The organism is Pseudomonas sp. TE3911 (assembly GCF_054062775.1).
This window is the reverse complement of the sequence record NZ_JBSSFP010000001.1, coordinates 169,279-190,753: the sequence shown is the minus strand read 5'-3', so window position 1 is coordinate 190,753 and position 21,475 is coordinate 169,279. Positions and strand designations below refer to the sequence as shown.

The window sequence follows — 21,475 nt, the reverse complement described above, 5'->3', positions numbered from 1 at the left end:
CAGCGGGTTTCTTGTTTATGCCGTCAACGAATCAGAAATCCGCCAACTGCCATACCTCGTACGCCGGTGTCTCGTAGGGGTGGCTCAGCTTCAACGCAGCCACAACAGCCACGATCAGCGCATCCGCCACCACCAACTCGACCTTCCATTCTTCGACGACTTCGACCTGGCCAACCTGGCCGATAAACGGCTGACTGCCGTCCAACGCGCGGAATTGGCCCTGGCCCAGCACTTGCCAGGCGCAGTTGTCGTAGTCGCCAATGCGTCCGCCGCCAGCTGCAAAGACGGCGGTTTTCACCGTCTCTACATGGCTGTCGGGCACAAAGAAGGCAAGCTTGTACACGACCTTAGTTCACCCAAACGCGAGCGTTACGGAACATGCGCATCCACGCACCGTCTTCGTTCCACTCCTCCGGGCGCCACGAGTTCTGCACAGCGCGGAATACACGTTCCGGGTGCGGCATCATGATGGTCACGCGGCCGTCGCGGCTGGTGAGGCCGGTGATCCCGCGCGGCGAGCCGTTCGGGTTGGCAGGGTAGTTTTCGGTGACTTTGCCGTGGTTGTCGACGAAGCGCATGGCCACACAACCGGACAGGTCGGCTTCGAGCAAGGCTTCTTCGCTCGCGAACTCCGCATGGCCTTCGCCGTGGGCGATGGCGATCGGCATGCGCGAACCGGCCATGCCTTGCAGGAAAATCGAGTTGGACTCCTGCACCTGCACCATGGCGACACGGGCTTCGAACTGCTCGGAACGGTTACGCACAAAGTGCGGCCAGAACTCGCTGCCCGGGATCAGTTCGCTGAGGTTGGACATCATCTGGCAACCGTTGCACACACCCAGGGTGAAGCTGTCGTTGCGCTCGAAGAAGCCTTGGAACGCATCGCGGGCACGGCTGTTGAACAGGGCCGACTTGGCCCAGCCTTCACCGGCACCCAGCACGTCGCCGTAGGAGAAACCGCCGCAAGCGACCAGGCCTTTGAACTCGTTGAGGTCAACGCGACCGGCGAGGATATCGCTCATGTGCACGTCAATCGCATTAAAGCCGGCACGGTCGAACGCCGCCGCCATTTCCACCTGGCCGTTGACGCCCTGCTCACGCAGCACAGCAACTTGTGGGCGAATGCCTTTCTTGATGTACGGCGCGGTGATGTCCTGGTTGACGTCGAAGCTGAGCTTGGTGCTCAGGCCCGGGTTGTCTTCTTCCAGGATCACGTCGAATTCCTGCTCGGCGCAATCGGCGTTGTCACGCAGGCGTTGGATCTGGTAGCTGGTCTCGGACCACTGGCGTTGCAGCAGACGGCGTTGACCGGCAAACACTGTATCGCCATTGAACGAGATATTGATTTCACCGTTGTTGATCGGCTGGCCAATCACCGCCACGCAGTCGTCCAGGCCAGCGGCGCTGAATTGAGCGAGTACGTCCGGGGTCGCGTCCTGGCGAACCTGGATCACGGCGCCCAACTCTTCGTTGAACAGGATGCCGTTGATCTCGGATGCATCCTCGGCAACGCTGTCGAGCACGATGTTCAGGCCGCAGTGACCGGCAAACGCCATCTCGACAACGCTGGTCAGCAGGCCGCCGTCGGAACGGTCGTGGTAAGCCAGCAGATGGCCGTCGGCGTTCAAGCCCTGGATCACGGCGAAGAAGGCTTTGAGGTCTTCAGCGTCGTCAACGTCCGGCGCCACTTTGCCGAGCTTGCCGTGGGTTTGCGCGAGGATCGAGGCGCCCATGCGGTTCTGGCCACGGCCCAGGTCGATCAGGATCAGATCGGTGGTGCCTTTGTCCATGCGCAGTTGCGGGGTCAGGGTCTGGCGAACATCGGTAACCGGTGCAAAACCGGTCACGATCAACGACAGCGGCGAGGTCACGCTCTTGTCGGTGCCGTCTTCGTTCCAACGGGTGGCCATGGACATCGAGTCCTTGCCCACTGGAATGGTGATGCCCAGTTCCGGGCACAGCTCCATGCCGACCGCTTTTACGGTGTCATACAGACGCGCATCTTCACCCGGGTGACCGGCAGCGGACATCCAGTTGGCCGACAGTTTGATGTCAGACAGTTTGCCGATACGCGACGCGGCGATGTTGGTGAGGGTTTCACCAATGGCCATGCGGCCCGACGCCGGGGCGTCCAGCAGGGCCAGCGGCGTACGCTCGCCCATGGCCATGGCTTCACCGGTGTAGACGTCGAAGCTGGTGGCGGTGACGGCAACGTCGGCCACCGGCACCTGCCATGGGCCGACCATTTGGTCACGGGCTACGAGACCGGTGATGCTGCGGTCGCCGATGGTGATCAGGAAGCTTTTGCTCGCCACGGCCGGGTGATGCAGCACGCGTTCGATGCTGTCGGCCAGTTCGAGTGTGCTTGGGTCGAAATCATCGCCCAGCTCGGCTTCACGCACCGCTGAACGGTGCATGCGCGGGGCTTTGCCCAGCAGCACTTCGAGGGGCATGTCCACCGGGCTGTTGCCGAAGTGGCTGTCAGTGACCGTCAGTTGCGGCTCGGCAGTGGCTTCGCCGACCACGGCAAACGGGCAGCGCTCGCGTTCGCAGATGGCCTGGAAGCGCGCGAAGTCTTCAGGGCCGACGGCCAGCACGTAACGCTCTTGGGATTCGTTGCTCCAGATTTCGTGCGGGGCCATGCCCGGCTCGTCGTTTGGAATGTTGCGCAGTTCGAAACGGCCACCACGGTCACCATCGTTGACCAGTTCCGGGAAGGCGTTGGACAAACCACCAGCACCGACGTCATGGATGAAGCTGATCGGGTTCTTGTCACCCAACTGCCAGCAACGGTCGATGACTTCCTGGCAGCGACGCTCCATTTCCGGGTTTTCACGCTGTACGGAAGCAAAATCCAGATCAGCCGAGCTGGTGCCGGTTGCCATAGAGGAAGCAGCACCGCCGCCCAGGCCAATCAGCATCGCCGGGCCACCCAGCACGATCAGCTTGGAGCCGACCAGAATCTCGCCTTTCTTGACGTGTTCTTCACGGATGTTGCCCATGCCGCCGGCCAACATGATCGGCTTGTGGTAACCGCGCACTTCATCACCATGGGGCGTGGTGATGGACTGTTCGAAGGTACGGAAGTAGCCAGTCAGAGCCGGGCGACCGAACTCGTTGTTGAACGCGGCGCCGCCGAGCGGGCCTTCGATCATGATGTCGAGGGCGGTAACGATGCGCTCAGGCTTGCCGTACGGCACTTCCCACGGCTGTTCAAAGCCAGGGATCTGCAGGTTGGACACGGTGAAACCGGTCAGGCCGGCCTTTGGCTTGGCGCCACGTCCGGTAGCACCTTCGTCACGGATTTCACCGCCGGAACCGGTGGCTGCGCCAGGGAACGGGGCAATCGCGGTCGGGTGGTTGTGGGTTTCGACTTTCATCAGGATGTGCACCGGTTCCTGAACCGCGCCGTACTGGCGGGTCTCTGGATCCGGGAAGAAACGGCCGGCGACGGAGCCGACGATCACCGAGGCGTTGTCCTTATACGCCGACAGAACGCCTTCGCTGTGCATCACGTAGGTGTTCTTGATCATGCCGAACAGGCTTTTTTCCTGGCTCTGGCCGTCGATGTCCCAACTGGCGTTGAAAATCTTGTGACGGCAATGCTCGGAGTTGGCCTGGGCGAACATCATCAGTTCGATGTCGTGCGGGTTGCGCTTCAAGCCGTTGAAGGCGTTGACCAGGTAGTCGATCTCGTCTTCGGCCAGGGCCAGGCCCAGTTCGGTGTTGGCCTTCTCCAGGGCGGCGCGGCCACCGCCAAGCACGTCAATCGCGGTCAGCGGCTTGGGCTCGGCGTGGCTGAACAGACCGGCAGCCTGTTCGAGCTGGCTGACGATGATCTGGGTCATGCGGTCGTGCAGGCTGCTGGCGATCAGCTCGGACTCGGCATCGCTGAACTGGCCGGCAACGTAGAAGGCGATACCGCGCTCCAGGCGCTGGATTTTTTCCAGGCCGCAGTTGCGGGCGATGTCGCTGGCCTTGCTCGACCAGGGCGAGATGGTGCCGAACCGTGGCAGAACCAGGAACAAGCGGCCGGTCGGCTCTTGAACGGGAACGCTTGGGCCGTACTTCAGAAGGCGTGCGAGCACTTGCTGTTCGTCGGCGGTCAATACGCCGGTAACGTCGGCGAAGTGAGCAAATTCAGCATACAGGCCTGTAACCGCTGGAACCTTCTGGCTCAGTTGTTCAAGGAGTTTGCTGTGGCGAAAGGCAGAAAGGGCAGGAGCGCCGCGCAGGATCAACATCTTCGGGACAGCCTCGGGAAGGGGTGTGCTTTGAGGCCGTGCATTCTAGCGTAAACCATCGCCAACGGCACCCGAAACGGCATCGCTGGCTGCTGCCGGACGTCAGTTGGCACGGTTTGCACACTATCGGGGCGTTATCCAAGGCATTGCGCGTAGTTATTTTAACCGTCACATTTGCCCGCCAAGCCACGTTTCTGCGGGCTGCAGCACAGTTTTGGCGGCGCTAGCAGACAAGTCCCCCGCTGTCGAGATATGGCGCCGTGGGCCGTTTGCGTATACTGCGCAGATGTTCTCACCAACTGCTTTGCGCCCGCGATGCGCCAAATGGCTCATCGCCACCGGACTCTTCCTGATGCTCAGCGCCTGTGTTGATAAACCCAGCACGCTTGAGCGAATCAAGGAGGATGGCGTATTGCGGGTCATTACCCGGAACAGCCCGGCCACGTATTTCCAGGACCGCAACGGTGAAACCGGTTTCGAATATGAACTGGTCAAGCGCTTTGCCGACGACCTGGGCGTGAAGCTGGAGATCGAGACTGCCGACAACCTCGACGACCTGTTCGGCCAACTGGGCAAGACCAATGGCCCGGTGCTCGCCGCCGCCGGCCTGGTCAGCAGCGAGCAGCGCCAGCAACAGGTGCGTTTCTCCCATCCTTACCTTGAAGTCACTCCGCAGGTCATCTACCGCAACGGCCAGTCACGGCCGACGAACGCGGCGGACTTAGTGGGCAAGAAGATCATGGTGCTCAAGGGCAGTACCCACGCCGAGCAATTGGCCGAGCTGAAAAAGCAAAACCCTGCAATCGAGTACGAAGAATCCGACGCGGTTGAGGTGGTCGACCTGCTGCGCATGGTGGACGAGGGGCAAATCGACCTGACCCTGGTGGACTCCAACGAAGTCGCGATGAACCAGGTGTACTTCCCCAACGTACGCGTGGCCTTCGACCTGGGCAACGCCAGCAACCAGAGCTGGGCCGTGGCCGCCGGCGAAGACAACAGCCTGCTCAACGAGATCAACAGCTACCTGGACAAGGTGGAAAAGAACGGCACCCTGCAACGTCTCAAAGACCGCTATTACGGGCACGTCGATGTGCTCGGTTATGTCGGCGCCTACACCTTCGCCCAGCATCTGCAGCAGCGCCTGCCCAAATACGAGAAACACTTCCGGGCCTATGCCAAGGAAGAAAAGGTCGACTGGCGCCTGTTAGCGGCCATCGGCTACCAGGAATCACTGTGGCAACCGGCGGTCACCTCCAAGACCGGCGTGCGCGGCCTGATGATGCTGACACAGAACACCGCACAGGCCATGGGCGTGTCCAATCGCCTGGATCCCAAGCAGAGCATCATGGGCGGCGCCAAGTACCTGGCCAAAATCAAGGATGAGTTGGACGACAGCATCGCCGAGCCAGACCGCACCTGGTTTGCCCTCGCCGCCTATAACGTCGGCACCGGCCATCTGGACGACGCGCGCACCCTGGCGAAGAAAGAAGGCCTGAACCCGAACAAGTGGTTGGATGTGAAGAAAATGCTGCCGCGCCTGTCGCAGAAGCAGTGGTACAGCAAGACCCGCTACGGCTACGCCCGGGGCGGTGAGCCGGTGCACTTTGTGGCGAACATCCGGCGCTACTACGACATTCTGACGTGGGTGACGCAGCCGCAGCTGGAAGGCAACCAGGTGGTCGAAGGCAACCTGCATGTGCCAGGTGTGGACAAGACCAAGCCTGCGGAAGACAACCCTAAGCTCTAAACGCCACCAACCAGCGCGGGACAAGCCCGCTCACCACAAGCAAGTAAATTACGCCCCATTCAAACGGCTCACATTCGATCACCGTCGTCTTGTAGGCCAGTGATCAGGTGCACCACACCTCCCGCCAACACCATCACACCCGGCACACCCGCCGCTTTCAACGCTGACTCATCCAACCGCCCCACATCCTGCAATTGCACCCTAACCCGCGTCAGCGCCACACGCTGTTGCGACGTGAGGTTATCCGCGCCACCCAACGCATTCAGCACGTCGGCCGACACTAGACTCTGCGTCGGCGCCTCGACCGTTTCGGCAATCAAATCCGGGGTCAGGGCTTTCCAGAACGCCTGCTTCAATTTATCCAACATGCTCAGTTCTCCAGCACAGATGAGGTTTCGACGGTCGCCGCGTGAAAGCCACGCAAGGCCTCGCGCACTTGGGCGGCCTCTTCCAGGCCCAGCACCTGACGGGCAATGCTATGGCAGTCGACCAGGTCCAGCTCGCGCACGGTGGCCTTGATGGTCGGGATCAACGGCACGCTGACCGATAACTCATCCACCCCCAGCCCGATCAGCACCGGCACCGCCAGCGCTTCGGACGCCAGCGCGCCGCATACGCCAACCCACTTGCCATGGGCATGGGCGGCCTTGACGGTGGTGGCGATCAAGCGCAATACCGCCGGGTGAAAGCTGTCCGCCTGGCTGGCCAGGCGTGGGTGGTCGCGATCCATGGCCAGGGTGTATTGGGTCAGGTCGTTGGTGCCGATGGAGAAGAAATCCACATGGGGCGCAAACACGTCTGCCATCAACGCCGCAGAGGGCACTTCGATCATGATCCCCAGCTTCGGCAACTCGCCCACCCCCAGCGCCAGCGCTTCTTCTTCGAGAATCCTGCGGGCCAGGTGCAGTTCCGACAGCAGGCTGACCATCGGCAACATGATATGCAGCCGCGCCAGGCCGGCGCTGGCGAGGATCGCGCGGAACTGTTCGCGCAACAGTTCCGGGCGCTCCAGGCACAGGCGAATGCCGCGCAAGCCCAGGAACGGGTTGGTCTCGGCCTCCATCGGCACGTAGGTCAGCGGTTTGTCGCCGCCCACGTCCAACGTGCGCACAACCAGGTTGCGCTCAGCGCCCAGGGCGCGGGCGATGGCCGTGTAGGTGCTGGCCTGCTCCTCCGGGCTCGGCGCGCGGTTGCGGTCGAGGTACAGAAACTCCGAACGCAGCAAGCCGACCCCTTCACCGCCGAGAGTCAGTGACTGCTCCACCTCCTGCAATGAGGCGACGTTGGCCGTGACCTCAACGTGATGGCCGTCGCGCGTGATGGCGGGCAACGCAGCCTGTGCAACGTCGCGCTGCTGTCGCTGTGCCTGTTGTTGACGTGCGGCTTTCAACTGTTCGATCTCAGCCTGGTTCGGCTCCAAGTGCAGCTCACCCTTATCGGCATCCAGCAGGACGTGTTTGCCGTTGACCAGCGCCAGTACTTGCACGGGCACACCACAGATCGCTGGCAAACCCAAAGCACGGGCGAGGATCGCCACATGACTGGTCGCACCGCCGCCGACCGTGACAAACCCCAACACCTTGCCGGTGTCGAGGCTGGCGGTTTGTGACGGGGTCAGTTGCTCGGCGATCAAGATGGCGCGCTCGGGCAGATCCCAGGCGCGGTCCTCAATTTCCAGGATCAGTTTGAGTACGCGCTGGCCCACATCGGCCAGGTCCGCTGCACGCTCAGCGATCAGCGCATTGCCCAGCCCCTGGAACAACTTGACCGTGGCCGCCGTGGCGCTGTGCCAGGAAAATGCTGCGCTTTTGCCAGCGGCGAGCAGGCCATGGGCGTGTTCCAGCAGGGTCGGGTCTTCGAGCAATTCCTGATGAGCACGGAAAATCTCCGCCTGGGCACTGCCGACCGCCTTGGCTTGCAAGGTTTGCAGCGCTTCCGTAGCAGCCCGCAGCGCACGCGCCAGCGCGGCACGCTCGACCGCTTCGCCCGCGCCCTTTTCAGGGATGCTCAGTTCAGGCTCAGCCACCTGCACCACATGACCACACGCCGAACCCGGCGATGCGCAAACACCTCGCAGCACAGTCGCAGACACCACCGACTCAACCACCGCCACCGTTGCCGCGACCGGCTCGCCGCACCCTTGCGCCAGCAATTCCACCAACGCCTTGATGGCCGCCTCAGCCTCTTCTCCCGCCGCACTCACCTGCAAGATATCGCCCTGCACGGTTTGCAGCGCCATGATCGCTACCAGGGATTTCGCGTTGGCGCTTTGGGTTTGCTTGTGCAGATAAATGCTCGCATTGAACCCCTTCGCCGCCTGGGCAAATACCGCCGCCGGGCGCGCGTGCAGGCCATTGGCGTTGGGCAGGCTCAGCGGTTTGGAGAACAGCGCATCACCCTCCTCCTCGCTTGCAGCTTCAATCGGCTCGCCTGGGGATACCTGCAACAGCGGCTGACCGATGTCGACAGCACCGTTTGCCAGCAGGGTGAACGGTTCGCCGCTGACCACAAGCATCAGGGTCAGCAAACTGCGGGCATTGAGCGCCACGTAGTCAGCGTCAAATTCGATCAGCGGCTCGCCGGCCTCCACCCGCTGGCCTTCTTCGACCAATCGGGTGAAGCCCTTGCCCGCCAGGTTCACGGTATCCAGGCCGATATGCATCAGCACCTGCACGCCGTTGTCGTCGGTGATACTCACCGCGTGCCCCGTGTTCTGAATATTGCTGACCACCCCGGTCAACGGTGCGCACAAGGTCTGCGAGGTGGGATCGATGCACAGGCCGTCGCCGATCATGCGGCTGGCGAACACCGGGTCCGGCACCTGATCCAGCGCCAGCAGCACGCCGGATAAAGGCGCCAGCAATTCCAGGGGTTGAGTTGCGGTCATGACGTCACCTGCTGTTTGGTTCTGTAAAAATCATTGGGCAGAAGAGGGATCACTTCCACCAATACTCGACCTGCACACCAAAGTTCGATCCATGCCGCGCGGTGCCGTAGGACCCGGTGTCGGATAACGCCGAACCAGCCGCCAGTTCATTCGCCGCACGCTTGGCAGCTTCGTTCCAGGTGGCATAGGTGTAGTACAAGCGCACTTCGGGCCGTGCCCAGAAATCCGGGCCTTTGGGCGACCATGTAGGGGCGAAGGTGAATTTGCTCAACTTGCGCGTACCGCCGCTGGCATCGACTTGATCATGGCCCAGCTCGGTGACCAGTTTGAATTGCTCGCTGAGGGCATAGGCCGGGCGCACGCCGATGGACATCCAGGTCTGGTCCTGGCTGCCGGGGCGAATATCCTTCTGGTACACCGCCTCGATCTGCCCACCAAAGCGCGGGGTCACTTGCCAGTCGAAGAACTCCACGGCGCGATAACTTTTGCTGCTTTTATCCAGGAAGGTATTGCCGGTGTAGCCCAGGCCAGTGCCGGGGCCTTCGCCGTATTGCAGGGCGAATTTGTTCTTGCCGCCGAGGAAAGGTTTTTGCACGTGCTGCGCTGTCAGTGCCCAGCCGCTGTTGGTATCGCGACCGCCGGCTTTCTCGATATAGCTCAAGCCCAGCTCCAGCTCGCCGCCGGGGTTGGTCTTGAAGCCCGCGACGTTGAAGTCGTGACGGGTGGCGTATTCCTTCTGGTACAGGTTGTCCTTGCGCGAAATGGCGTAGCTGTATTTAAGTTCGCCGATCAGCACGTCCTCGATGCCGCCGCCGGTGGCGCTCTGGTTCCAGTAGTAGAAATCGGAGATATGGATGTCGTTACGTTTGTAGTAACGCCGACCGGCCCACACCGAACCGCCGTTGAGGGCGGGCAGGTTCGACCATTGCGCATACATCTGCGGCATGCGCGCCGAGCCGTTATTCTCGCCCTGGAATTTCAGCTCGCGGTCGTACTTGTTGTAGAGGGAAGCCATGGCATCGACGCTAAGCACCGAGCCATCGTCAAAGGTCAGCAGGTCCTGGCGCAGTTCCAGTTCGCCGTATTGCTCGCATTCATTACCCAAACGATATTTGGATTGCGCGCCCGGCAGTTGGAAACATTGCTGCGGGCCACTGCCGGTTGACGTCCCCGCGCCACTACGCAAATAGCCGGCGAATTCGAGGGCTTGAGCGCCGAGAGGCAGGCTCAGGCAGGATGCAACGAGGCCCAACTTTATTGTTGTTTTCATGAAGCACTCCGATATTTTTATTATGTTTTTTGCAGCGCCCCCGCACTCCCATACGGGGGTTACAACGGGTCTTAGTCCTTGAGGTGCAGCACGAAGGATTCGTAAGGGCGCAGCACCACCGAAGACGTACGCCGCGGACAGTCGGGGTAATTGCTGATCAACAGACGCTGCTCACTCGCCGCGCTGATCACGCTCTCGGGCAGTTGGATGTCACAGGGCTGCCCGTAGAAATTGTTCAGCACCAGTAGGCGTTCGCCGTGGCCCTCGCGCAGGTAAGCCCAGACTTGGGGATGGTCTTGCAGCAGTTCGCAGTAAACGCCCTCTTGAATCAGCGGTTCGTGACGACGCAAGGCGATCAGCGCACGGTAGTGATGCAGCACCGAGTCCGGGTCATCACGCTGGCTGTCGACATTGATCTGCGCCGCATTGGCCGCAACGCCGATCCACGGCTCGCCACTGCTGAAACCAGCGTTGGCCTGCGTGTTCCACTGCATCGGTGTGCGTCCGTTATCGCGGGATTTCTGCATGATCGCCGCCATGCTCGACGCCTCGGATTCACCGGCATCGCGCTTGAGGCGATAGATATTGAGGGTCTCCACATCGCGGTACTGTTCGATCGCGTCGAAACCCGGATTGGTCATGCCCAACTCTTCGCCCTGGTACACGAACGGTGTGCCCTGGAGGAAGTGCAGCGCCGTGGCGAGCATCTTCGCCGAGACCACGCGGTGTTCACCGTCGTCCCCAAAGCGCGAGACCACTCGCGGTTGGTCGTGGTTACACCAGAACAATGCATTCCAGCCGCCACCGGCCTGCATGCCCAGTTGCCAGTCAGACAAGATCCGCTTGAGTTGCAGGAAATCGAAGTCGGCCTTTACCCACTTTTGCAGGTTGGGGTAGTCCACTTTCAGGTGATGAAAGTTGAAGGTCATCGACAGTTCTTTCGACTCAGGCCGAGAGTAACGAATGCAGTGCTCCAGGCTGGTGGACGACATTTCGCCGACGTTGATCAGGTCATGGCCTTCGAAGACTTCGCGGTGCATCTCTTGCAAATATTCGTGCACGTTGGGGCCGTCGGTGTAGAAGCGGCGGCCGTCGCTGGTGTCTTCGGGGAAGTCGGCAGGCTTGGAGATCAGGTTGATCACGTCCAGCCGGAAACCACCCACGCCCTTGTCGCGCCAGAAGCGCATCAGCTTGAACACTTCGGCACGGACCTTGGGGTTGTCCCAGTTGAGGTCGGCCTGGGTGTGGTCAAACAGGTGCAGGAAGTACTGGCCGGTCTGCGCTTCGTATTCCCAGGCCGAGCCGCCGAACTTGGATTCCCAGTTGTTCGGCTGGTCACGCCAGATGTAGAAGTCGCGGTACGGGTTGTCGAGGCTGCTGCGCGCTTGTTGGAACCACTCGTGCTCGATGGAGGTGTGGTTGACCACGATGTCGAGCATCAACTTGATTCCGCGCTTGGACGCTTCGCTGATGAGCAGGTCGCAGTCGGCCATGGTCCCGTAGCTGGGGTCGATGGCGTAGTAGTCGCTGATGTCGTAGCCGTTATCCCGTTGCGGCGAGCGCAGGAACGGCGTGATCCACAGGCAATCCACGCCCAGCCATTGGAGGTAATCGAGTTTGTCCACGATGCCCAGCAGGTCACCGGTGGCGTTACCCGCGTGGCTGTGGAAGCTTTTGGGGTAGATCTGGTAGATCACCGAGTGTTGCCAGGTTTGCATGCTGGGTTCCTTCAGTTGAATTGTGTGCCGGCCTCTTGGGCCCTATCGCCGGCACAGGGGAGCGCGGTCAAATGTGGGAGGGGGCTTGCCCCCGATAGCGGTCGATCAGGCGACGCGATAACCCGGCCGAACAATCTTCATGCTCAACGCACAGGTCAGAACAAACGGCACCACCATCGCGACCACCATCCCAATCACAAACATCGGAATGGCACTCGGCACGATCGAAATAAACCCAGGCAAGCCACCCACCCCGATGGCTGACGCCTGCACCTTGTTCATCGACAGGAAAATGCTGCCCAGCGCCGAGCCAAGCAGTGCCGCATAGAACGGAAACTTGAAGCGCAGGTTCACCCCGAACATCGCCGGCTCAGTGATACCGAAGTACGCGGAAATCGCCGAGGTCGAGGCCATGCTTTTGTCCCGCGCATTACGGGTCATGTAGAACACCGCGAGCGCGGCGCTGCCCTGGGCCAGGTTGGACATCACGATCATCGGCCAGATAAAGGTGCCGCCCTGGGTGGAAATCAGTTGCAGGTCCACGGCGAGGAACATGTGGTGCATGCCGGTGATCACCAACGGTGCATACAGCAGGCCGAAAATCGCCCCGCCGAGCATGGGCGCCAGGTCAAACAGGGTGACCACGCCTTCGGTGATCAGGATGCCGAGGTGACGGGTCACCGGGCCGATGATCGCCAACGCCAGCACGCCGGTAACGACGATGGTGGTGATCGGCACGACCAGCAGTTGAATGGCATTGGGCACGCGAGCACGCAGCCATTTCTCGATGACGCTCATCACATACGCCGCCATCAGGATCGGCAGGATCTGCCCCTGGTAGCCGACTTTCTCGATCTTGAACCAGCCGAAAATATCGAAATACGGCAGGCTCTGGCCGTCGAGCCCCGCCACAGCCTTGCCGTAGTTCCAGGCATTGAGCAGGTCCGGGTGCACCAGCATCAGCCCGAGCACGATGCCGAGGATTTCACTGCCGCCAAACCGCTTCGCCGCCGACCAGCCCACCAGCGCCGGCAGGAACACGAACGAGGTGTTGGCCATCAGGTTGATCAGGCTCCAGAGGCCATCCAGGTTCGGATACGCCTCCAGCAACGTCTTGCCCTCGATGAACATGCCCTTGGCGCCCATCAAGTTGTTCACGCCCATCAGCAGGCCGGCGATGATCAGCGCAGGCAGGATCGGCATGAACACATCGGAGAACACCCGCACCAGACGCTGCATGGCGTTGGTCTTGTCGGCGCCCTTCTTCTTTACGTCGGCGATGGTGGCAGCGGCGAGGCCGGTCTGTTCGCGCAGGGCGGCGTAGACCTTTTCCACTTCGCCGGGGCCGATGACCACTTGGAACAGACCACCGGTGAAGAACGAGCCTTTGACCAGATCGACCTGGTTCAACGCGCTGTTATTGACCAGGCTTGGGTCCTTGAGCGCCAGGCGCAGGCGGGTCACGCAGTGGGCAGCTTGCTCAAGGTTTTCGCGCCCCCCGAGGTTGTCGAGAATCTCGCGGGCGATCGTTGAATAGTCGTGGCTCATGCTTGGTTTCCACTTTGATTTTTTTATTTGAGGGCAGTCATTGGCAGCACGCCGAAGCCAAAAGTACTCGTCTGTACGAGTTAAAGCAACAACTCGTACAGACGAGTTTAAAAATATTGGCTTACCGCTTTCCAAGGCCCAATGGACAAACCCCACCGCTGCCACTAAGGTTCCTGCCTTGAACGCACCGTTCACCTACAGAAAGCCGGGCACAGAGCAGCCATCACATGAGCAAATACAACCAGATCTATACGGATCTGCTTGCCAGCATCACCACTGAACGCCTGCAACGCGGTACGCGCCTTCCTTCCGAAACCGAATTGATGGACAGCTACCAGGCCAGCCGTGGCACCGTGCGTCGCGCCATTGAGCAGCTGCAGGAACGCGGCTTTGCGCAAAAAATCCACGGCAAAGGCACCTTCGTCCTGTCGCCCAACCCGATCGAATTTCAACTGGGTGGTATCGTCAGCTTCCACGAAACTCACGCCGACCTGGGCGATGACGTACACACCGAAGTGGTCGAGTTCACGCAGTTCCCGCTGGAAGGCTCATTGCAGCAACACATCGAAGCCGAACCCGGCAGCCTGATCACCCGCATCAAACGCGTGCGGCGCATCGGTGGTAAACGGGTGATTCTCGACATCAACCACTTTGTCGCCGACCTGATCCCTGGCCTGGACCAAGCAATTGCCGAGCAGTCGATCTACGCGTTTATCGAGCAGACCTTGCAGCTGCAGATCAGCTACGCCCAACGCACCATCGAAGCCCTGCCCCGCAGTAAAGACGACCAGACACACCTAGACCTCGACGGCCAAAGCCATGTGATCGTGGTGAGCAACCAGACGTTTTTGCAGGATGGGCGGCAGTTCGAGTACACCGAGTCGCGGCATACGTTGGATAAGTTTTACTTTTCGGATATTGCGCGGCGCTGAGCCGAGAACGGAAAGCACAGTGCATATTCCGAACGCGTGGCGTGAACAGTTCCCGCAGGCCCTGATTGAGCAACAGGCCATCGGTGAATCGCGGGCTGACGTGTTTCGCCTGAGCCAGGGCTGTGGTGCAGACCTGTTCCTGAAGGCCGAGCCCCAGGCAGCGTTCGGTGAGCTTGCGGATGAAGTCGAGCGCCTTCGGTGGCTCCAGCAGGTTAATTTGCCGGCGCCCATCGTGCTGGCTGAGCTGACAGAAAACCATCACCACTGGGTGCTGATGACCGCCCTTCCGGGACAGGACCTGGCCAGCGCCAACACGCTGTCTGCCGCGCAAACCATCGACATACTGGCAACGGCCCTGCGTACCTTGCACCAGATACCCCTCGCGCAATGCCCCTTCGATCACCCTCTACAGCAACGCATCGGGCTCGCGCGGGAGCGCGTTCGTGCCGGGCTGGTCGATGAGACAGACTTCGACGACGAACGACTCGGACGCAGCGCGGAAGATGTGCTGGCCGAACTCTTGTCGACTCAGCCAAACACCCATGATCTGGTAGTGGCCCATGGTGACGCCTGCCTGCCAAATTTCATGGCGCAAGGCGGCCGTTTCAGTGGGTTCATCGACTGCGGGCGCCTGGGTATCAGCGACCGATACCAAGACTTGGCGCTCGCGGCACGCAGCATCGGGCGTAACCTTGGGCCGGAATGGGTAAAGCCATTTTTCGAGCGTTACGGTATTGAGCCTGATGAGCAGCGCATGAGGTTTTACTGCTTGCTGGATGAATTCTTCTAACTCGCTTGAAGCCCTGCTGGGGTCGCAATCATTTAGAACGGTGATAGTTATAAAGGTCGCGAAGTTTGCACCCGCTTAGCCACACCGCCAGCAACACAGTCCTCAGCACCAGACATACAGCCCACAGCCACATCAGCAATTGCGCCAGCGCAAGAGCCTCTGGGAATTTCAGGGAGGTCAGAATTACGATGAGCATTACACCGTAGGCGGACTTTCGTAAGTTGAATATCAACAACAACCCTGCCGGCAAGACCCAGACTAGGTAAGCAAGGATGTCCATGGCAGTGAATATCAGCATCTTCTGGCCGAGTGAACTACCCACCCCCACGTATTTCACAATGAACGGCAGGTAAAGCGCGAGGTGAAGCGTTGTACTCAACACCAGGCCCACCAGCATTAGCAACGCGAAGCTTTTGAGCCAGATCCGTATTTTCATAAATGTTCCATCCTTGATTTGGCGGAGCAGAAAATGCCCTGCATCTACTGGCTTAGCCCCCTACTGGAAGACTGTGATACAGCGTAAGTATCGTTGATGAAGTAACTGTCTTAGCGATGCACAAAGCGGCCAGAACTTGCCAGCACCAAAAAGCCAAAAGCCCGCAATTACGCGGGCTCCAGGGTATTTCTTGCTAGATCGTACCGGTCAATGCCGGACGTCCCATCATTCCCACTCAATCGTCGCCGGCGGCTTGCTCGACACGTCATAAGTAACGCGCGAGATGCCTTCGATCTCATTGATGATACGGCCGCTGACAGTCTCCAGCAGTTCGTACGGCAGGTGGGCCCAGCGGGCGGTCATGAAGTCGATGGTTTCTACGGCACGCAGGGCAACGACCCAGGCGTAACGACGGCCATCGCCGACAACGCCAACCGACTTCACCGGCTGGAACACTACGAACGCCTGACTGACCTTGTGGTACCAGTCGGCCTTGCGCAGTTCTTCGATGAAGATGTGGTCGGCACGACGCAGCAGGTCGGCGTATTCCTTCTTCACTTCACCAAGGATACGCACGCCCAGGCCCGGGCCTGGGAATGGGTGGCGGTAGACCATGTCGTACGGCAGGCCCAGTTCCAGGCCCAGACGGCGGACTTCGTCCTTGAACAATTCGCGCAGTGGTTCTACCAGCTTGAGGTTCATTTCCTCAGGCAGGCCACCCACGTTGTGGTGGGACTTGATCACGTGGGCCTTGCCGCTCTTGGCGCCGGCCGACTCGATCACGTCAGGGTAGATGGTGCCTTGGGCGAGGTACTTGATGTTGTCCAGTTTGTTGGACTGGGCATCGAATACGTCGATGAAGGTACGACCGATGATCTTGCGCTTCTTCTCCGGGTCGGACTCGCCGGCCAGGTTGTTGAGGAACTGGTCTTCAGCGTTGGCGCGGATCACCTTGACGCCCATGTTCTCGGCGAACATGGCCATCACTTGCTCACCTTCGTGCAGGCGCAGCAGGCCGTTGTCGACGAACACGCAGGTCAGTTGGTCGCCGATGGCTTTGTGCAGCAGCGCAGCAACCACAGAGGAGTCAACGCCGCCGGACAGGCCGAGCAGCACGTTGTCGGTACCAACCTGGGCACGCACGTTGGCGATGGCGTCTTCAGCGATTTTCGACGGGGTCCACAGGGCTTCACACTCGCAGATGTCGAGGATGAAGCGCGACAGGATGCGGCCGCCTTGCTTGGTGTGGGTCACTTCCGGGTGGAACTGCACGCCGTAGTAACGACGCTCGTCGCTGAACATGCCGGCGATCGGGCAGCTTGGGGTGCTGGCCAGGATGTGGAAGTCTTCCGGCATCTTGGTGACCTTGTCACCGTGGCTCATCCACACGTCGAGGCCGAACAGGCCATCGGCGTCAACGTGGTCTTCGATGCCGTCCAGCAGGCGGCTTTTGCCGACCACATCTACACGGGCATAACCGAATTCACGCAGCTCGGAACCTTCAACCTTGCCGCCCAGTTGCTCGGCCATGGTCTGCATGCCGTAGCAGATACCGAAGACCGGCACGCCCAGGTCAAATACGGCTTGAGGGCAGCGCGGGCTGTTGGCTTCGTGCACGGACTCGGGGCCACCGGCGAGGATGACGCCTTTCGGTGCGAATTCGCGAATCGCTTCGTCATCCATGTCGAACGGGTGCAGTTCGCAATACACGCCGATTTCACGCACGCGGCGGGCGATCAGTTGGGTGTACTGGGAACCGAAGTCGAGGATCAGGATGCGGTGGGCGTGAATGTCGAGGGCCATGAAGTCAGTCTCGTCTAATGAATCAGAAACAACTCGGGGCTGAAGAACAGCCCCGGTTACTTAACATTTTGCTGGAAGCCTCAACCTACGCGGTAGTTTGGCGCTTCCTTGGTGATCTGCACGTCGTGGACATGGGATTCAGCCATGCCGGCGCCGGTGATCCGTACGAACTCTGGCTTGGTGCGCATTTCTTCGATGTCGGCGCTGCCGGTGTAGCCCATCGAAGAACGCAGGCCGCCCATCAGTTGATGGATGATGGCGCTCAGGGTGCCTTTGTAAGGAACACGGCCTTCGATGCCTTCCGGAACGAGCTTCTCGGCGCCTGCCGAGGAGTCCTGGAAGTAACGGTCGGACGAGCCTTGAGCCTGGGACATGGCGCCCAGCGAACCCATGCCACGGTAAGCCTTGTACGAACGGCCCTGGAACAGTTCGATCTCACCCGGTGCTTCTTCGGTACCGGCGAACATCGAGCCCATCATCACGCAGGAGGCACCGGCTACGATGGCCTTGGACAGGTCACCGGAGAAACGGATGCCGCCGTCAGCGATCAACGGAACGCCGGTGCCTTCAAGGGCAGCGGCAACGTTGGCGATGGCGCTGATTTGCGGCACGCCCACACCAGCGACAATACGCGTGGTGCAGATCGAGCCAGGGCCGATACCGACCTTGACTGCGTCAGCGCCGGCTTCGGCCAGGGCCTTGGCCGCTGCGCCGGTGGCGATGTTGCCGCCGATCACCTGCACGTCAGGGAAGTTCTGTTTGACCCAACGTACGCGGTCGATCACGCCTTTGGAGTGACCGTGAGCGGTATCGACCACCACCACGTCCACACCCGCGGCTACCAGGGCTGCAACGCGGTCACCGGTGTCTTTGCCGGTACCGACGGCAGCGCCCACGCGCAGACGACCTTGGTCATCCTTGCTGGCCAGCGGGTAAGCCTTGGCTTTTTCGATGTCGTTGACGGTCATCATGCCTTTGAGGGCGAATTTGTCGTCGACGATCAGCACGCGCTCGATGCGGTGCTTGTGCAGCAGTTCGCGCACGTCGTTCTTGTCGGCGCCTTCCTTGACAGTCACGAGGCGCTCTTTAGGCGTCATCACTTCGCGGACGGTGACTTCAAGACGGTTTTCGAAACGCACGTCACGGGAAGTGACGATGCCGACCAGGTCGCCATCGTGCAGCACAGGAACACCGGAGATGTTGTGCAGACGAGTGAGGTCGAACAGATCACGCACGGTGGCGTCGGCTTCGATGGTGATTGGATCTTTCACCACACCGGCTTCGTAACGCTTGACCTTGCGCACTTCGGCAGCTTGCTGCTCGATGGTCATGTTCTTGTGGATGATCCCGATACCGCCTTCCTGCGCCATGGCAATGGCCAGGCGGGCTTCGGTAACGGTGTCCATCGCAGCGGAAACCAGGGGAATATTCAGCTCGATGCCACGGGTTAGGCGGGTCTTGAGACTGACTTCGTTAGGAAGCACCTCGGAATAACCGGGCACTAGGAGAATGTCGTCGAATGTCAGAGCTTCTTGGCTGATACGCAGCATCGCGGGGGCTCCCGAGCGGGAAAATGGAAGCGCGCCATTATATACATGCACCCTGTCGGGCTCAATGTAAAACTCTGACAAACTTGGTAATACTGATAGATGGATTAAAGTTCGACCTTAACCCAACTGATCTTTTGGTCCAGCCAATCGGCGAATTCGTCGATGAAGCTTTGCTTGAACCCCGCCTCTGCCCAGTTATTGAAGATGAATCCCAGGTTGGAAAACCCGCATTCCTGCAGGAACAGAAACCCATTGATGTCATCTTCATGCCCACACAGCGGGCAGGTGAAGTTGTCGGTGTGGCCGGGCATCCAGTCTTCCAGGCTTTCAAACAGCGCCTCGCCGACCTCTTTGCGACATTCCGGGCAGCCGGCTTCTTCGAGAAAGCCCTTGGCCGGGGTGTAGATGCAGCGTTTGTAGATGATCTCCAGGCCGTTGACCGGCTCGTTGAACGGCAGCGCTTCGGGGTGCCGGACCACGGCGCGGGCACCGTCGGCCAGGGCGTAGGCCATGCGGTTGCCGGTGCGCCCGCAAGTGGTGAGTTCTTCCTTGATGATGTTCTTGCGCACCAGCCAACGCACGATCGCCCGCGCGCGGGGCTCGTGGACGGGCAAGGTGGAGATTTTCGGGACAAGGATGCTTTGGGAGTTCATGAGAGTCCTGCGGTGTGGCTTCTGGCGTCATCGCGGGCAAGCCCGGCTCCCATATTGGAATGCGCTCAACTGTGGGAGCCGGGCTTGCCCGCGATGACGCCCGGGAGGCTGGCAGCTTAATCCCTGAAGAAATCCGGTCAAGTGCTCAGATACCGTCCAATCAACGCAATGCCACTGGCCAGCACCAGCCACGTCACTAACCGCACAAACGCCTCACGCGACATACGCATCGTCAACCTACGCCCAAACCACAGCCCAAGCCCCATCGCTGGCAGTAGGCACAGCGCCAACAGCAACAATGGCAGATCCGCATACACCCCGGCGATCAGGAACAGGCTCAGGCGCACCACGGTACTGCAACTGATCAGCGCACTTTGAGTCGCCCGCGCCGCGTCCTTGGATAATCGGCTGTTCAGATAGATCGCATATAAAAAGCCGCCACTGCCGAACAGCGCGCCAAACAGGCCGCCGACGGTGCCCATGGGAATCGACCAGCCTTTGCCGAGCTGCGTGGGACGGGCTTTTACTGCCAAGGTGTAGACGGCATAGGCGCTGATAAACAGCCCCATCAACAGCAGCAACAAGTCCGAATGCAGATTGAGCAAAAACACCACGCCCAGTGTGCAACCAATGGCCATACACGGCAGCAGCCGCAGCAATTCCGACGTGTTCACATCCTGCCGCGTTTGCAGCAGGCCGCCAAAGGCCGCGACAAAATCCAGCAGCACCAGCAACGGAATGATCTTCGACAGCGGCATAAACAGAATCAGGATAGGCCCCGCCACCAGCGCCGTCCCGAAGCCGGCAATACCAAACACGATGTACGCCACGACGACACCCAGGCCGACCACCAGCCAATCCACACCGCTAAACGACCACTGGTTCATCAGCTCAAGCGGGCTCATGGAGTCTTCCTTGAAAGAGATAACCATCACTTTAGCCATCGGCGAGGGTTGCGACTAATATCTTCAAAGCCCTCCATCCATCTCGAAAAGGCATGACGCGTGATTTCCACTCGCCAACTGCGCTACTTCGTTGAAATCGCCGACAGCGGCAGCTTCAGCGCCGCCGCCGAACGTCTGTTTGTGGCGCAATCGGCTCTAAGCCGACAGATCAAGGAGCTGGAAAAACAGCTGCAAACGCCATTGTTCGAACGCACCGCGCGTCAGCCACGCCTGACCGCCGCCGGTGAAGCGTTCTACCCGAGGGCACGCAATTTGCTGAGCGAGCTACTCAAGGCCAGTGAAACCGCGACCCAGGTCGGTAACGGCCAGCTCGGCACCCTGCGGCTGAGCCATTCGAGCACCGTGCCGATGAGCGGCGTTTTGTTGCAAGGCATCAACACGTGGTTGGAGCGTTGCCCCGGCGTATCAATGGACATCGTCAAACTGTCATCCGAGGCGCAACTGGAGGAAATCGCCGACGGTAGGCTGGATATCGGACTGCTACGGTTGCCGGTGTTGCGCCAGCGTGAAGGGGTACGTGTGGAGCCCTTATATAAAGAACAATTGCTGCTTGCTGTGCCGCCGAATCACCGTTTGGCACGTAGCAACGAGCCCATCGACCTGGAACAGCTCAAAGATGAAGCGTTTATCTCGATCCCCCACCCACAGCGTGGCGGCCTGAGTTATCTGGCGGCCGAGCTCTGCATGCGCGCCGGATTTTTCCCTAAGGCTGCGCGGGTCATGTCACGAAAGACCACTCAGCTACAGTTGATCCAGGCCGGGTTTGGTATCGCCTTATTACCAAAATCCATGCAGGACATTGCTCCCGCCAATGTGCACTTTCTACCGCTGGCCGATCCGGATTGCCTGAGCACCGTGGCCCTGGCCTGCCCACCGACGCCGAGCCGGTTGGTTGAGCAGTTCTGTCAAACCCTGCACGAATGCCTATAAAC

Annotated in this window: 16 protein-coding genes; 4 read left to right on the top strand and 12 right to left on the bottom strand. The window is 60.2% G+C overall.

The features are described from left to right. Positions 1-31 precede the first annotated feature (31 nt). Positions 32-343 (bottom strand): NGG1p interacting factor NIF3, encoded by a 312-nt coding sequence (locus ACVWXD_RS00930; protein ID WP_095185810.1) that lies wholly within the window; start codon positions 341-343, stop codon positions 32-34. A 4-nt stretch (positions 344-347) separates the two neighbouring features. Continuing rightward, on the bottom strand, positions 348-4,244 hold the full coding sequence (purL, locus tag ACVWXD_RS00925) for a phosphoribosylformylglycinamidine synthase (RefSeq protein ID WP_286819644.1): 3,897 nt from the start codon (positions 4,242-4,244) through the stop codon (positions 348-350). 286 nt (positions 4,245-4,530) lie between these two features. Here purL and mltF point away from each other — a divergent pair, with 286 nt between their 5' ends. Further along, complete coding sequence (gene mltF / locus ACVWXD_RS00920; protein WP_032890750.1) at positions 4,531-5,991, top strand: membrane-bound lytic murein transglycosylase MltF; 1,461 nt, start codon at positions 4,531-4,533, stop codon at positions 5,989-5,991. Positions 5,992-6,059: 68 nt separating this feature from the next. Here mltF and ACVWXD_RS00915 read toward each other — a convergent pair whose 3' ends face one another. The 5 genes from ACVWXD_RS00915 to treP form a co-directional block, all read right to left on the bottom strand. Further along, entirely contained in the window at positions 6,060-6,359 is a 300-nt protein-coding gene (locus ACVWXD_RS00915; protein ID WP_032890748.1) for a PTS transporter subunit EIIB, read from the bottom strand. Positions 6,360-6,361: 2 nt separating this feature from the next. Continuing rightward, positions 6,362-8,878 carry a phosphoenolpyruvate--protein phosphotransferase gene (ptsP, locus tag ACVWXD_RS00910; RefSeq protein ID WP_457370599.1) on the bottom strand — a complete coding sequence of 839 codons (2,517 nt, stop codon included), beginning with the start codon at positions 8,876-8,878 and terminating at the stop codon, positions 6,362-6,364. Positions 8,879-8,927: 49 nt separating this feature from the next. Beyond that, the gene (locus ACVWXD_RS00905) at positions 8,928-10,148 is read right to left on the bottom strand and encodes a carbohydrate porin (RefSeq protein WP_457370598.1); all 1,221 of its coding nucleotides are present in this window, start codon (positions 10,146-10,148) and stop codon (positions 8,928-8,930) included. Between the two features lie 71 nt (positions 10,149-10,219). Continuing rightward, on the bottom strand, positions 10,220-11,866 hold the full coding sequence (gene treC, locus ACVWXD_RS00900) for an alpha,alpha-phosphotrehalase (RefSeq protein WP_457370597.1): 1,647 nt from the start codon (positions 11,864-11,866) through the stop codon (positions 10,220-10,222). Between the two features lie 105 nt (positions 11,867-11,971). Then, the gene (gene treP / locus ACVWXD_RS00895; protein ID WP_032890740.1) at positions 11,972-13,414 is read right to left on the bottom strand and encodes a PTS system trehalose-specific EIIBC component; all 1,443 of its coding nucleotides are present in this window, start codon (positions 13,412-13,414) and stop codon (positions 11,972-11,974) included. A gap of 227 nt (positions 13,415-13,641) precedes the next feature. Between treP and treR the strand changes: the two genes are divergently transcribed. After that, the gene (gene treR / locus ACVWXD_RS00890) at positions 13,642-14,346 is read left to right on the top strand and encodes a trehalose operon repressor (RefSeq protein ID WP_032890738.1); all 705 of its coding nucleotides are present in this window, start codon (positions 13,642-13,644) and stop codon (positions 14,344-14,346) included. Between the two features lie 19 nt (positions 14,347-14,365). Continuing rightward, entirely contained in the window at positions 14,366-15,136 is a 771-nt protein-coding gene (locus ACVWXD_RS00885; RefSeq protein WP_457370596.1) for an APH(3')-II family aminoglycoside O-phosphotransferase, read from the top strand. 28 nt (positions 15,137-15,164) lie between these two features. Here the strand turns inward: ACVWXD_RS00885 and ACVWXD_RS00880 are convergent, their stop codons facing one another. From ACVWXD_RS00880 to ACVWXD_RS00860, 5 genes are all read right to left on the bottom strand, one after another. Then, positions 15,165-15,572, bottom strand: a complete 408-nt coding sequence (locus ACVWXD_RS00880) for a hypothetical protein (RefSeq protein ID WP_122756096.1) — start codon at positions 15,570-15,572, stop codon at positions 15,165-15,167. A 225-nt stretch (positions 15,573-15,797) separates the two neighbouring features. Beyond that, positions 15,798-17,375: a glutamine-hydrolyzing GMP synthase gene (gene guaA / locus ACVWXD_RS00875; protein WP_032890732.1), complete on the bottom strand. Its 1,578-nt coding sequence runs from the start codon at positions 17,373-17,375 to the stop codon at positions 15,798-15,800. 80 nt (positions 17,376-17,455) lie between these two features. After that, positions 17,456-18,925, bottom strand: coding sequence for an IMP dehydrogenase (gene guaB / locus ACVWXD_RS00870; protein WP_003209646.1), 1,470 nt, complete (start codon positions 18,923-18,925; stop codon positions 17,456-17,458). A gap of 104 nt (positions 18,926-19,029) precedes the next feature. Further along, positions 19,030-19,578 (bottom strand): hypothetical protein, encoded by a 549-nt coding sequence (locus ACVWXD_RS00865; protein WP_032890730.1) that lies wholly within the window; start codon positions 19,576-19,578, stop codon positions 19,030-19,032. Between the two features lie 137 nt (positions 19,579-19,715). Then, the gene (locus ACVWXD_RS00860; protein ID WP_457370595.1) at positions 19,716-20,483 is read right to left on the bottom strand and encodes a sulfite exporter TauE/SafE family protein; all 768 of its coding nucleotides are present in this window, start codon (positions 20,481-20,483) and stop codon (positions 19,716-19,718) included. A gap of 99 nt (positions 20,484-20,582) precedes the next feature. On the opposite strand from ACVWXD_RS00860, the gene ACVWXD_RS00855 reads away from it, so the two are divergent. Next, on the top strand, positions 20,583-21,473 hold the full coding sequence (locus ACVWXD_RS00855; RefSeq protein WP_122763842.1) for a LysR family transcriptional regulator: 891 nt from the start codon (positions 20,583-20,585) through the stop codon (positions 21,471-21,473). The last annotated feature ends 2 nt before the right edge of the window (positions 21,474-21,475 follow it).

Bases quoted from the DNA above. Each gene is read 5' to 3' on its own strand.
- ACVWXD_RS00865 (WP_032890730.1), bottom strand. From the start codon at position 19,578: ATGAACTCCCAAAGCATCCTTGTCCCGAAAATCTCCACCTTGCCCGTC.
- treR (WP_032890738.1), top strand. From the start codon at position 13,642: ATGAGCAAATACAACCAGATCTATACGGATCTGCTTGCCAGCATCACC.
- mltF (WP_032890750.1), top strand. From the start codon at position 4,531: ATGTTCTCACCAACTGCTTTGCGCCCGCGATGCGCCAAATGGCTCATC.
- treC (WP_457370597.1), bottom strand. From the start codon at position 11,866: ATGCAAACCTGGCAACACTCGGTGATCTACCAGATCTACCCCAAAAGC.
- ACVWXD_RS00915 (WP_032890748.1), bottom strand. From the start codon at position 6,359: ATGTTGGATAAATTGAAGCAGGCGTTCTGGAAAGCCCTGACCCCGGAT.
- treP (WP_032890740.1), bottom strand. From the start codon at position 13,414: ATGAGCCACGACTATTCAACGATCGCCCGCGAGATTCTCGACAACCTC.
- ACVWXD_RS00880 (WP_122756096.1), bottom strand. From the start codon at position 15,572: ATGAAAATACGGATCTGGCTCAAAAGCTTCGCGTTGCTAATGCTGGTG.
- ACVWXD_RS00860 (WP_457370595.1), bottom strand. From the start codon at position 20,483: ATGAGCCCGCTTGAGCTGATGAACCAGTGGTCGTTTAGCGGTGTGGAT.
- ptsP (WP_457370599.1), bottom strand. From the start codon at position 8,878: ATGACCGCAACTCAACCCCTGGAATTGCTGGCGCCTTTATCCGGCGTG.
- ACVWXD_RS00905 (WP_457370598.1), bottom strand. From the start codon at position 10,148: ATGAAAACAACAATAAAGTTGGGCCTCGTTGCATCCTGCCTGAGCCTG.
- guaA (WP_032890732.1), bottom strand. From the start codon at position 17,375: ATGGCCCTCGACATTCACGCCCACCGCATCCTGATCCTCGACTTCGGT.
- purL (WP_286819644.1), bottom strand. From the start codon at position 4,244: ATGTTGATCCTGCGCGGCGCTCCTGCCCTTTCTGCCTTTCGCCACAGC.
- guaB (WP_003209646.1), bottom strand. From the start codon at position 18,925: ATGCTGCGTATCAGCCAAGAAGCTCTGACATTCGACGACATTCTCCTA.